The sequence below is a fragment of the Echinicola sediminis genome (assembly GCF_054777495.1).
This window is the reverse complement of record NZ_BAAHAP010000048.1, coordinates 1-13,528: the sequence shown is the minus strand read 5'-3', so window position 1 is coordinate 13,528 and position 13,528 is coordinate 1. Positions and strand designations below refer to the sequence as shown.

General features: G+C 43.9%; 7 protein-coding genes. 2 read left to right on the top strand and 5 right to left on the bottom strand.

All coding sequences use genetic code 11. From position 1 onward, the window contains the following. Window positions 1-13: 13 nt before the first annotated feature. From ACYVAA_RS13275 to ACYVAA_RS13255, 5 genes are all read right to left on the bottom strand, one after another. The gene (locus ACYVAA_RS13275) at window positions 14-982 is read right to left on the bottom strand and encodes a family 43 glycosylhydrolase (RefSeq protein ID WP_460542451.1); all 969 of its coding nucleotides are present in this window, start codon (window positions 980-982) and stop codon (window positions 14-16) included. A gap of 8 nt (window positions 983-990) precedes the next feature. Further along, entirely contained in the window at window positions 991-3,354 is a 2,364-nt protein-coding gene (locus tag ACYVAA_RS13270; RefSeq protein WP_460542449.1) for a discoidin domain-containing protein, read from the bottom strand. Between the two features lie 31 nt (window positions 3,355-3,385). Beyond that, entirely contained in the window at window positions 3,386-4,744 is a 1,359-nt protein-coding gene (locus ACYVAA_RS13265; protein WP_460542447.1) for an MFS transporter, read from the bottom strand. A 12-nt stretch (window positions 4,745-4,756) separates the two neighbouring features. After that, window positions 4,757-5,887 (bottom strand): glycoside hydrolase family 172 protein, encoded by a 1,131-nt coding sequence (locus ACYVAA_RS13260; RefSeq protein WP_460542445.1) that lies wholly within the window; start codon window positions 5,885-5,887, stop codon window positions 4,757-4,759. Window positions 5,888-6,871: 984 nt separating this feature from the next. Next, window positions 6,872-8,707: an alpha-L-fucosidase gene (locus ACYVAA_RS13255; RefSeq protein ID WP_460542443.1), complete on the bottom strand. Its 1,836-nt coding sequence runs from the start codon at window positions 8,705-8,707 to the stop codon at window positions 6,872-6,874. Between the two features lie 262 nt (window positions 8,708-8,969). Here ACYVAA_RS13255 and ACYVAA_RS13250 point away from each other — a divergent pair, with 262 nt between their 5' ends. Both ACYVAA_RS13250 and ACYVAA_RS13245 read left to right on the top strand, forming a co-directional pair. Beyond that, complete coding sequence (locus ACYVAA_RS13250) at window positions 8,970-9,845, top strand: helix-turn-helix domain-containing protein (protein WP_460542441.1); 876 nt, start codon at window positions 8,970-8,972, stop codon at window positions 9,843-9,845. A gap of 132 nt (window positions 9,846-9,977) precedes the next feature. Beyond that, the gene (locus ACYVAA_RS13245; RefSeq protein ID WP_460542439.1) at window positions 9,978-12,827 is read left to right on the top strand and encodes a ligand-binding sensor domain-containing protein; all 2,850 of its coding nucleotides are present in this window, start codon (window positions 9,978-9,980) and stop codon (window positions 12,825-12,827) included. Window positions 12,828-13,528 lie beyond the last annotated feature (701 nt).

The window sequence follows — 13,528 nt, the reverse complement described above, 5'->3', positions numbered from 1 at the left end:
TTGAAGAGTTAATTTATTGTTTTGTCCATTGCAACTCGTTCCAGTACAAACCATGGTTGTCCAGCATCTGCCTTCCTTCGATACCGCAGGAACTGATATAAGTTTTACCTTGAAAAGTGGTTATTTCTGGGGCATGGCTATGGAGTGTGGTGATGGTATTTTCCATATTGAACGTGTCAAAACGGTCGGAGACCAATACCAGGGTTTCATGGTAATGACGGTGCGCATACGATACAAACAGATAGTATAGTCCATTTCTTTTTACCACATAGGGAGACTCCAGACCACTCCAGCTTATCCCATCAGCGATATGAATAACCTCTTTAGGCGCTTTGAAGGTCTGAAAATCATCGGTTTCGATTACAGAAATGGAAGAACCTTCTTTGCGGGGAGTGACGATATAGAAGTATTCCTTACCATTGTCATCTTGGAAGTAGCAGGGATCCCGCATATTGTCATGGGAAGAAAGTACCGGCTGATGCTGTCTGTCCCAGTGATAGAGATCCTCGGAAACAGCCAATTCCATATAGCGCTTGCCATCGAATTTAGCCTGAAAAAACATAAGGTACTTGCCATAACTATTTTTTACCACATAAGGAGCGCCCACAAAACCGTGTCCATTTTTGTATTCGGAAATGGCCATGCTATGATGCTTAAATCCTTGGTCAGACTCACCCATTACTGCATGGCTGATATGCGGGTGGTAGGTATAGTTATATGTTCCGTCTTCAAAGAAGGGATTGTTGATCCCGAAAAAGTGAAGCAGGCCCTTATCGTCTTCTATAAATGTATGGTCATTGATGTACCATTTACCGGTGGAATCTGTGGGACAAGGATCTAAAACATACTGTGCCGGTCCTTTGGTAAAAGGAACTTCCGCTCTCTCCAGTATATCCCTTTTAGAAGCGCAGCTGAATAAACTGGCAGAAAGCAATAGTATACCGGATAGCAAATAGCCAAGGCTGGTTTTATTGGATTTCATCACATTTTTTATTTTTCAGGACCTACTACTGTTCCCCCATACACGGGGACTTTGTCGAGCACTTTCAAGCGTAAAACGCCCAAAGAAGCATGGTCCCCGATATCGTGTACTTTTAATTTTACATAGCGGGCAGCTTCCGGTTTAAAACCTTCTTTATACTGCTGGTTCACGGCGATGGTTGAGGTCTTTTTCCCATCACCATAGGATTTCCATTCCTTACCATCGATAGAGGTCAAGTACTCAAATACATAGCCCTTTCTGTGGTAGACTTCTCTTTGTGTGACTTGGTCTATTTCTCCAAAAGCGGCAATAATGGAATATACATCTGCTGTTTTTCCTAAATCGACCACAAGTTCGCCCTGCCTGCCCTCGGCTTTCCAGTAAGTGGCTGTCTTTCCATCTGTTGCAAAGGAAGCTTTGTAGTTGGCCGCAGTGCCCTGGGCCTTGATTTTCTTGCCTACTATATATCCCTTTTCAATAATGTTGGCATCGTGGTTGGCAACAGGGGTGTCAGGGAGGATGGCTTTTATTTCTTCCCTGCTCCGGATGTGCTGGACCGCTTTATCGACACCGGCTTTTTCTTTGACCCAGGCAGGAAAATCGCCGGTGCCTTTTTCATAATAGTAGGCGGCCCCTCGGGTGTTATAACTATGGCAACCGTTTGCCAGATAGGGTTTTTCGGCGCATTCCACCACCACATTTTCCCAGATATAAATCCCCCTGGAACCGTTATCGGTATAGATGCCATGGACTCCCTTGGTGGTATTTTTCAATTTTGGGGAAGCAAGGTTTTCTATATAGTTGGCATACCATTTCGAATGGGGAGAGGCTCCCAGGTTATAGATGGCCCCGGTATCTCCCAGAAGTGAAGTGATGTTCATTATCTTATTATGTGCTACTATTACACCTCCGGCAATGGTGGGATGGTTATAGCCTTTGTCAGAACCGTCCTGCCAGAAGGCAAAATTCTCCACATCAAATCTTCCCCAGCCCCAGCCTAGGGAGATGGCACCACTGCTGGCGCCATTGATCGTATTGTTTACGATGACCGCGTTTTTGACATAAGAACTTTTGATGGCACAGGCATCAAAATATTCTACCGCGACTTGTTCAATTAAATTATTATCGACAATGATCTCTTCGCTTACCTTATCATGGACAATATGGTGGTCTTGGAGGTTGCCCATGGTAATGGCCGACCCCGAGATGTCTCTGAAAGTATTGCCAAAAACATTGATGTACTTGTTATTGGTATCGAAGTTCAGCGCCGTGCCTCCTAGGTGAACAAATTGGTTGTCTTTGATGATGACATTTCTGGCATTTTTGAAATGGACATTTCCGGGGATATCGATGATGCCTTCAAAAGCATCTTCTATGGACATGTAGTCCGGATCAGTAAGGTAGGCACCGGACTGGATACTCACGTATCCCTTTTTGCTGGATGCCTGCTTCCAGTCTGCATGGGCAAAGGTAAGCCCCTGTAGTGTTACATTTTCCACGCCATCTGCATCGATGAGTTTTTCGATATGGGACAGGTAAACTTCCGCATTTTCCATGTCCTCATCCTGAAGAGGTTGATAGTAAACGATGCTTTTATATTTGTCCAAAAACCATTCTCTTTCTTCATTCAGAAATTCAAGGGCATTTTCCAGCCAGGAGACGGCATCTGCGTTGGGCTTATCGAGCACTCCGAAGGGACCTACCTTAGCCAGTTCCCAATATTCAGGTTGCATATAAGCGGTGCCATTTTCAATTTTTTGAATGCTCCCTCTGTAAAGTTTCCAGCGCATCACGTTGAGCATTTCCACATCTTCAGGATATTGGAGGGTAGGGAGGTCCTCAGGGATTTTGTAGGTGTTGGGTGTATTTTCCTCTTTACAGGCCACGGAGCCGCAGTTACTGACATTGTTTGCTTCTCTGTACCAGCCTTCGCCATCCCGGGTTCTGGCCCGGACAGCTCTTTTTCCATCTATATAGAGGTTTCTACCTACCACTCCTTTGGGCACTTTTGCGTACCAGATACCATCCTTTCCTTTTCGCCAATTGGCTATCTTTACCCCACCACTGATAACCGGTGTTTCATTTTCTACTGCCTTGAAGCTAATATTGGAATCTTCATGGCTTAGGTTGAGGGGAGCACCGAGGGTATAAGTGCCTCCGTGGAGATAGATGATCACCTTCGCCTTTATGGAGCGGGCTTTCTGCTTGGCGTATTCCAAGGTTTTCCAAGGCTTTTCTTTGGAACCATCTCCAGCGTTGTTTCCCTTGGGTGATACATAGAATTCGGTATTATCGATGGTTTGGGCAGTGCCCATACTGACTATAAAGAGGAGAAGGCAAAAACTGGCGATGAAGTAGTTTTTTAAGTTCATTTTTACGCGTTTACTAAATAGTGGTGTTTACTTAAATTTCTCTTAGCTCCTGAAGTTTTGAGGCATTCAGGGCAATGGTTTTGGTATTTAATTTAAATAGGCCCACGACCAGGGCGGTAAGTACAAATACCAAGGCGGGCACGATGGAAAATACCAAAAGGATACCGTTGGTGGAGGCTTCGCTTTGTTGCACACCTCCGCTTTCATAGCCATAGTATCCCATGATGGCCAGGGCCAATGCTCCTCCTACGGATAGTCCCATTTTTAGTGAAAACAGGGTAAAGGAAAGTGTCAATCCGTCCAGGCGTTTTTTGAATTTCAGTTCTCCATAATCTACTGCATCTGCCGTAAAGGTAAACCAGATGGGGGCGATCATCTGATTGAAGAAGCCTACAAAAAATTGAATGGCCATAATGAGGAAAATATTCGAATTGCCTGCGAAAAAGGAAATAGCGGACATAAAGGCGCATACATAAAGAAGACGGATATAGGCTTTCCTCTTGTCCATGATGTCCAGGACCTTTGAGGCCAGCTGTGCCCCGATCATACCACCTACCATCCAGACGGATAAGAACAGTGCCGAGTAAGCTGCGGCATCTTCCACGTAGAGGGTAATGTAAAACATTTGGGTGGTGTTCTTAATGGTTTGGGCGGTCACCATTACCAAAGTGGCCAAGGCCACCAGGCGGTATTGGTCATTTTTGAAAATGAACCTGAGGTCAGTAAAAAGGCTTTCCCTTTTCGATGAGACACCTTGAACCCTTTCTTTGGTTGTCAAAAAGCAAATGACGAACAGAATGACCGAAAGGATAGCCATGATGATCATGGCATTTCTATAGCCTAATGCTGGATCATCCCAAAGTTCGGTGAGCGGCAATACCAAGGAGGTTACGATCAGGCCGCCACCAGTGGCAAACATAAATCGGGTCGCATTGATGGATGCCCTTTCTTTAGGATTGCTGGTCATTACCCCGGTCAATGCCCCATAGGGGATATTGGTGGCGGTAAAGAGCAACATCAGGGTAGTGTAAGTGGCATAGGCATAAATGATTTTTCCCTCCGGCCCAAAGTCAGGGACGGTGAAGACCAGTACACTGGCCAAGGCATAGGGCACGGCCAGAATGATCAAATAGGGACGGTACTTTCCCCATTTGGTATCGGTGCGGTCTACAATGCCTCCCATAATGGGATCAGTTACCGCATCGACGATCCTTACCACCAAAAAAATGGAAGCCACCGTAGTGGCGTTCAAGCCATATATTTCTGTATAGAAAAAGCCCAATAGCAAAAGGACAGATTGGTATACAAAATTACCTGCGGTGTCTCCAAGCCCGTAGCCTATCTTTTCAAGTAGTCCAACTTGGCTTTCTCTTGTTTTTAACTTATTCACTTCCCGGCTATTTTATTGGATACTCATTCCTTCTCTATCAGGCAACCTTTTCAGCGGTATACTGGGCAGCGTTTGGTACCAAAAGGCCACTGTAGCAATATCATCCTGTCGGGCAAGGTATTTTCTGTCTTCGATCACCTCAAAATGTTTGGTGTTGAAGTTTTTCCATCCCAAATCCTGTACCGTCACTTTCAACTTTTTCCTGAAACGGATAGGGTCGGGGATGTGCCAGCGGTATAAGGAGAAGCGGGGCTGGATTTTATACAGACCGTCCGGCGCTTCGTATCGGTGAAAACCTCCATAGGGTGAATTATAGGTGGTATATCCCTTGTTGGTTTCCCAGTTGAAGGCTCCTAAAAAGTAATCTTCCAGGCCTGTACCACAAATCGTAGGGAAATCTTCATCCTCGTCCATGTAGAATTTCACTTCACCTTCTCCCCACCAGCCACCGGCACCATTGAGCCCTACACTCATCGCAGTACCTATATAATGGCCCTGTCCTTCAATATTGTCTATGATCGTATGGACTTCACCTGCCTGTACGGGATTGGACCTCCTGAAAGAAGCATGGAAATAGGCGCAATTATCCGGCACTTGGGTCAGTTGGTAGTTGAGTTGGTAGTAGACTATCCGCTCTATATCACTTCGGTTTTCAATGGTGAAATAGCACCGTTCTTTGAAGGGCATGCTCCAAAAGCAGTTAAAGGCATTGGATGGGTTCACTGCCACCGGGATGGAGTTGAGCGGAGCAAATTCACCTCCCAGCAATACATCGGTGTTGTCTACGTAGCCACTGGCAAAGAAGTCGGGAAAGGGCACCTCTACCGAGGGGTGCTGTTGATTGTCCCAATATATTCGGATGATCAAATCCCGGGAAATAATGCCGGTCATCCACATGCTTTGGATATTTCCCATGCCTTTTATGTCTGCTATCACGGCGGTTTCTCCCGGGGCAATGCTGATGGCCGGGTTTACTTTCCAGCCTTGGCCCAATTCGCTGGCCTGTTTTTCCGCAAATCTACTGGTGGCCCGACCTCCTTTTCCCGGCTCCCCCGTTGGGTTTTCGGCGGTGATACACCGGGATTGGGCTTCTGATAGTAAGGAGAGGTTTCCTAATGAAAGGTTCAATCCATTAAAATCCATATGCTTTTCTTATCTGCTTGATCGTTAAATGATATTCGTATCGTTATAGTTAACAAAACATAATTTACGTATTCCTTCGGATAAGATTTTCTGATGTATTTAGAATTTCCTACCGAATTTTTGGATGGAATAACCTAAATTGGTGTTAAACGATTAACCTAAGGTAGGCAGTTTTATTGAAAATTGCATCTTTTGCGGTAAATTCTTTCTATCGGTTCCTTTCTCAAGGGGGTCATATTAGGGAGGATCAACACTGTTTTTGAAAGGAACACAGCCAGTATTTTAGTTAAATAGTTTGTTCAGTCATGTTTTTTCGGTGTTTTACTGTTTTAGCCTCTAAAGACAACGAAAAGAAAATAAATTTTAACGAAATGTGTTTTTTTGTTTTAAATACTTTTCCAAATATGTATATCCGCAAAGACACCAGTAGCTCTAAGTTAGCAAACGATCTCTCACAGAATACACAGAAACCCACAGAAACCCACAGAAAAGGTTTTTTAGTTCCGTGAAATTCTGTGGAATCTGTGAGAAATAAATTTACTGGTGTAATTCCGGATAATCGTATTTCCAAAAAAGATTCGTAATTATACACGTTGGTTTCTCAAAGTTGCCTTTTGAGCGTAGGGTAAAAAAAGCAGGCTGTCTCTTAAGTCATGACCATAACCTGATTGGCAAATATTCTATGGGTATAAGATTACCCATCACTTAGGGTGACGAAATTATATTGGGTAAATTTATCAATTGAAATAAACGGGGTTTGGCGGCAAGTTGTATGCTCTATTGCTGCTAATCCGGCCAAAACAAGAGCCCTGCGGGGTACTTTAGCCCGGGACTACCGCCCCAGGCTATTATAAATTTGCCCCTTTGGATCGGGCGCTTTCTCCACTGATTCACACACCATAACGAAATATTATTTGTGTAAGACTCAGAGGGATCTATTATGAGATAGGCTCTGCTCCATTAGCCTTCCTACATCTGATTTATTTACTTGGCAAAGATGTTGATCTTGCTGAGATGGAGGATTTCTTTTTCCTTATTTGCCAGGCCGACCTTGATGTGGCGGGCTTTTACACCGGGGATGGTCGCACCCATGCTTTGGTTTTCAAATGGTATCTCCCATTGGTCCTGGATTTTGTCGCTGCTCCAGTATTCTTTCCAGTGGATATTGTCCTCAGAAATCCAGACCGTCAGGTTTTGGGCCCTTTCCTTGCAGCAATCCACCCGGTTGTGGATAACCATCCAATGGATTTCTTTTGAGTCGCCTAAATCCAGTTTGATATAAGGGGCCAGTTCACTTTGGGTGTGGAAGGAATAGGTGCTGACCTTATCATTATTAAAAAGGGCTTTTGTATTCGCTGATTGATGCCAGTCCTTATGCTCGGTGCTCAATTCATACATGATACCCTCAGTGATTTGCTTAGCGCCATTAAGTTTGAATTTCTCTAATTTTTGATCCTTTTTGGCCATTTCAACCGGCGCATCAAAAACCAGCTCTATTACTCTTACAGGCATTGATGGTTGTTGCGGAATGCGGAACCGTAGGTTGAGTTTGTCGGTTTCAAATGAAATGCTCTGATCTGTGCCAAACAGCTTGGCTGATATTAGATTTTGTGACAGTTTGGGCAACACAACCTTTTCAGCCTTGGGGTCAAGAAGGAATAGCCAGGCCTTTTTTCCTTTTCTGGTACTTACTCCTTCATCAAAGGGATAAAATGGTCCCCCTCGGGTTCCATAAACTGCCTCCCCATGTGTTTTTAGCCACCGGCCCATTTCGTCCATCAAGGCAATTTGCTCAGGCTCAAAGCTTCCATCAGGACGGGGGCCCAGGTTGATCATATAGTTCCCGTTATTTCCGATGACGCTGACCAGGTCCCTGATGAGTTCATCAGCCGACATTAATTTGGGATCAGGGTTATAGGACCATTGGCTTTTGTCAATGGTTACCCAGGCCTGCCAGGGATGGTCCAGCCATGAAATCACATTGTTACCGTGGTTGACCACCCTTTCCCGTTCCTGATAATCTCCGGCATATTTCTCCCCGTCCATTTCCAGGTGGTTTCCATGGCCGGCACTCCTTCGGCCGATATCTATCCGCGAACTCAGTAAAATTTCCTTTTTTTCTTCATGAAATCTTCTGTACAATCTTGATCCTACCTCATGGGTGTAGGTGGAATCCCATTCACCGTCAAATTGTAAAAAATCCAGGTCGTATTTTCTGATCAGTTCAATCACCTGGTTTTCAAAAAAGGTGAAGTATCGGTCCAGGTTGGGGCTGTCCTCCTTTTTTTCAAACAGGGGACCCGGCCCCCCGTATTGGTAGGGAAACCAGTCAGGATGGTACCAATCCAAATTGGAATAATAGGCCCCTAACATGATATTATTTTTCTTGCAAGCGCTGGCCAGTTCTTCCATGATGTCGATTTTCAGCTGGGCATTTTCCATATCGTATTCCGTAAATGCTGAAAACCACAAGGAGAATCCATCGTGATGTTTGCTGGTCGGTGCCATGTATTTTATTCCCCACTTTTTCATCAGTTTTGCCCATTCATCGGCGTCAAACTTGTCAGGATTAAAGCTTTTGTAATAGTTGTCGTAGGTTTCCTTGGGGATTTTGGAATCACGGGACCAGCTGATTTCCTCTCCACCCAATGCGGAAGGTCCCCAATGTACACTTAAGCCGATACGTCTATCCATCCATTCTTCCTGGGCTTCTTTTGGGGCAGTTAGGTCAGGATTGAGATCTCCTCCACCACTCAGCTGGGCATGTGACAAATGCATGATGCTCGTCAAAACGAGTCCGAGCAATAGTAATCTTTTCATATAATTATTGATTGTGCAGTCAAAAGGTTTCATTTTCTTGGGATCAAAATTATTGAGATTCTATCCAAATGGTTTGCGCTATCGATGCAATTATTTGATCAATAACGACATGGTGGTTTGTGAAGAAAGGTTTAAAGATTTAATTCCGGGCTTTAGCTAAGGGAAATGGTTAAAAAAATGAAAGCGTAATGGGGCTGGCTTTCCTGACCGGTGTATCTTTAAGGTTGAATCAACAATCATCAGGATTAGCTTACCGGATAAAATGAACCCATCCCTCTCTGACCATATCATAAAAGTGGCGTTAAAAAATATAGGCTTATCAAAATTTGAGAATGACTATAGTTGTCCTAATATCATCAGCCCCATTTCTAGAATTTACTTGATTACCCAAGGGGATGGATGGGTTCAACTTGCCGATGAAAAAATCATCCTGGCTCCCGGGAAGCTCTATTTGATTCCAAGTTTTACCCCCTGTTCGTATTTTTTCAGCAAGGACTTGGAGCATTATTATATTCATTTTGGGGCTGAACTGATGAGTGGCCTCAGGGTTTACAGTCTTTTTCATACCCTTCGGGAATTAAAAGCCAGTGAGCTCGATAAGAGCCTATGCAAAAGATTATTGGAATTGAACCCCAACCTGGAATTGCCCAGTATAGATCCTAAAATCTATCAGACAAAAGAATGGCTCAGCAAACCGACAAATAGTCAAGCCCTTTCCCATACTTTCGAATCCAGGGCAATTGTGGAACAGTTATTTTGCAAGTTTATAGCCCCGGAGGTCAACTCAAACTATCATGAGCTGATGAGGTATCAGCTTAACCCGGTGTTGCAATACATTCAAAACCATTTATCGGAATCGATCCAAGTGAAAAGCCTGGCTAAAATGACCCACTTGTCCACCGACCATTTTTCAAGGGTCTTCAAAAAGATAGTGGGGTATTCTCCGGGAGATTTTGTGATCCTAAAGCGCATAGAGAGGGCAAAGCTGCTTCTAATTACAACCGACACGCCCATCAAAGGGATAATTGAGGAAACAGGCTTCAAGAGCCTGGCCCATTTTTCCAGACTTTTTAAAAACCATACCTCGTTAACGCCTACCCATTACCGTAAGATGAGGGGGGATAGTTGGTTTAGGTAACGGGGAGCTTATTAAGTGGGTCAAGTGCTGGGTTGTTCCTTTTGAAGGGCAGCACACTAAAAGCCCAGGGAATAGGTATGAAAACAGGATATCTTTAAAAATATGAGGATTAATTTTATTTTTGCTTACGAAATGAAAGCGAATCTCCTTACAATACTTACTTTTTTGGTCAGTTTTTGTGCTTATTCGGGCATAGATCCAGTTTTGCATCATTATACCACGGTGGATGGGCTTTCCCATAATGAAGTCAGGGTGATGGTAAAAAGCAGCAATGGCATGCTTTGGTTGGGCACCCAAAATGGACTGACAGCCTTTGATGGACACCGCTTCAGGGTATTTAAACATAATGAGAACGATTCCCTTTCCATTTGCAGTGATAAGATTTATTCGCTGGCTACGGGGACTTCAGGAAAAATCTGGGTAGGAACCACAGCGGGTTTGTGTTCGCTTGACCCCCTTACCGGTAAATCGGCTGTTTTCAAGGATACCTTTGATATCAAAACCAACCTCAGTTCTGCGCTTATCACCCATTTGTACGAGGACAAGGAGCAGTCATTATGGATTTTAACCGATGAGGGGAGTTTTCGCTATGATATTGCCAATAGCAAGTTGGAGAAAATATGGGAAGGTGTGCAAGTAGAGAGCTTTTACGAAAGTAGGGCCAATTCCTTTTGGATATGCCATGACCAACAGGTAAGCCTGTACAGCCGGAAATCCGGAAAGATAGAGCGTTCCTATGCTGTGGATATCAACAAGCTTTATGAAGATAGGTTCGGAACGCTCTGGGGAGTAGGGACCAGGGGGCTGTTTCGGTTTATGCCAAGCCAAGGGAAATTTGAGTGGTTAAGTGAGGTTCACCATCCTCTGAAACAAGGATTTGGCATAATTTCAGAAGATAGACAAGGAAGGCTGTTTTTAGGAGATTACGGAGGAGGAGTAAGCATCTATGATCCAAAAAGAGGTGAAGCTACCTATTTGTTGAGCTATCCCGACCAAAAAAGCGGCTTGAGCAGTAATGATGTCTACGACATTTTTAATGATGGAACCGGGGTAGTGTGGATAGGAACCCAAGAGGGATTGGATTATTATGACTGGACCCGGCAACGTTTTGTCAAATGGCAATATGATCCCGCCAATCCAAAAGGCCTAAGTAACAGTTTTGTACAGTATATCTATAGGGACAGAGCTGAGAACCTCTGGCTGGGCACGCGGGACAATGGATTGGAAAAACTCCAAAGAGCGGGATCGCTAAAGGATCCCCAATTCCGTCATTTCCCCCCCGATTGTGAGGGAAATAGTATTTGTGGGGAATACGTCACTGCTATTTTTGAGGATTCCAAAGGAAGGTTCTGGGTGGGAACCATGGGGGGAGGCCTGAACTTAAAGCAAAGCGGAGATTCCCCATGGAGACATTTTCACTATGAAAAAAACTCCGAGCATGCCTTGCCTTCCAATTCAGTAACTTCCATTACCGAAGATCGAAAAGGACAGCTATTGGTAGGCTCGCTTGGTGGCCTATCAGTACTCAATATGGATGAAAACGGAGATTTCATTTTCAAGAACTACCAATCAGATGACACCGTCAAAGGCAGCATTTCCGGGAATTCCGTTTTTACCATTTTTGAGGATTCCAGGGGAAGGGTGTGGATAGGTATAAATGAATACGGGCTTAATCTTATGCATGAGGATTTGGATGGTCGTGTATGGTTTGAGCATTTCAGGCATGATCCTGAGGATAGCAACAGCCTAAGCAATGACGAGGTATTTGTACTTTTTGAGGATAGCAAGAAAAGGCTTTGGGTAGGGACTTCAACGGCTGGATTCAATAGGGTAATAGAGGAAAAAGATAAAGAGGGAAAAAGTTCATTTAGGTTTAAGGCCTATACCGAAAGGGAAGGACTTCCGGATAATGAGGTGAATGGGATACTGGAGGATGATTTTGGTTTTCTATGGATTTCTACCAATAATGGTTTGTCTAAATTCGACCCCGATAGTGAACGGTTTTGGAATTATTCGGAATATGATGGGGTGTTGAAAGGGAAATTCCGGAAAAATGCTGCCTGGAAAGATGAAGATGGTACGATGTATTTCGGAGGAACCGGGGGCGTCAATGTGTTCAATCCTGTTCATTTTGAAAGCAATGATCATGTGCCCCAGCCTGTGGTAACAGGCGTGTTGGTGGATGGACGGGATATTAAACCCTTCGCAAATCTGCCAGGGGAGCAGGGGGCAGTATGGGACATTTACCAACATAGTATCGAAATCCCTGAAAAGACTTTTCAATTGAAACTGGAAGTGTCGGCCATGTCTTTCGCCAGTCCAAAAAGAAATCAACTCAAATGGATGCTAGAAGGAGTGGACCAAGAGTGGCAGCTTAGTGAGGCGGCAGAAAGCGGTATAAGTTATGGTAAACTGGACCCTGGAAGTTACACCTTGAAACTATTTGCCTCGAACAATGATGGGATCTGGAACCAACACCCCATGGAGCTGACCATTAAGGTAACGCGTCAGGGATTTAGTACAGCGTGGATTTATGGGCTCTCTAGTCTACTGATAGCAATGTTCCTTTTGATCTACCTCATCAAAAGGTGGGGAGCTAGAACGAAGGAAGAGCAGGTTCAGCCCGTTTCAGAGGAGGATGAGGAGTTGGTGAAAAAACTGAATGCGCTTATGCTAGCGAGACAGCCCTATATGGATGCCAACTTGGGATTGGCCGATTTATCCGGCATGTTAGAAGTCAGTACCCATAGACTTTCTGCCTTGTTGAATGAAGTGATAGGAAAACCATTTTATGATTATATCAATGAATATCGGATAGCCGAAATCAAGCGAAGGCTATTGGATCCCGAGCATGGAAATAAGAAGATAATGTCCATAGCGGAGGAGTGTGGGTTCAATTCCAAATCGGCATTTAACAGGATTTTTAAGGCCAGTACCGGGCAAACCCCTTCTGAATATCAGAAAAATTCTGGTATCGTTTAAGGTATTGATTTTAAGGTAAATATCCGTAATTATGCCCGTCAACGAAAATATCAAGAAGGTGTCCACGAATTAGTACGAATTAATTTTTTTTGACTTTCCGGAATTTTGTACGTAGTAGAAATGAAACAAGATACTTAACTGAAATCCTTCTAAAGGCCTTTGGAGCATTCGGTTTTGGGACAGTTGATGGAGGCGTTAAGAAAATGAGTTAGCTCGCGAAGTGGACGAGCGAGATCCACTCATTTTTAGCCTACAGCAAATGGCACAAAATCAAATTGAGGCAAGCTGATCGTAATCGAAAACGAATTCACTCAATTTGAAGAACCTGTCCCGACTACTGTACGGGAGGCTCCGTGGCCTAGTCCCGAAAGCTTCCTTAGGATGGTTCTTTTCATCAATGGAAATGCGTAGCATTCATGAAGAACATTAAGAATAAATCAATACCTGAATAAAAGAACAGAAAACAACAATAACCTAATAAGATTTGATTACGTGCAACATTCCGAATACACATAATATTTAATAGGTTCAAAAAAACTCAATGAATTAGAGGGAATTTATATGGTTCTATATGGATTGCTATGGGTAGACAAATTTAAATTATTAAGAAGATCTAAATGACTTGATGTTCAAAGAGGCCCTTTACCGATGGCTATCGGTAGGAAAAGATTTTTTCACAATTAACAGGAAAATCAGCTCAC

Excerpts from the sequence above, each read along its gene's own strand:
- ACYVAA_RS13275 (WP_460542451.1), bottom strand. The coding sequence starts at position 982 with ATGAAATCCAATAAAACCAGCCTTGGCTATTTGCTATCCGGTATACTA.
- ACYVAA_RS13270 (WP_460542449.1), bottom strand. The coding sequence starts at position 3,354 with ATGAACTTAAAAAACTACTTCATCGCCAGTTTTTGCCTTCTCCTCTTT.
- ACYVAA_RS13260 (WP_460542445.1), bottom strand. The coding sequence starts at position 5,887 with ATGGATTTTAATGGATTGAACCTTTCATTAGGAAACCTCTCCTTACTA.
- ACYVAA_RS13255 (WP_460542443.1), bottom strand. The coding sequence starts at position 8,707 with ATGAAAAGATTACTATTGCTCGGACTCGTTTTGACGAGCATCATGCAT.
- ACYVAA_RS13250 (WP_460542441.1), top strand. The coding sequence starts at position 8,970 with ATGAACCCATCCCTCTCTGACCATATCATAAAAGTGGCGTTAAAAAAT.
- ACYVAA_RS13245 (WP_460542439.1), top strand. The coding sequence starts at position 9,978 with ATGAAAGCGAATCTCCTTACAATACTTACTTTTTTGGTCAGTTTTTGT.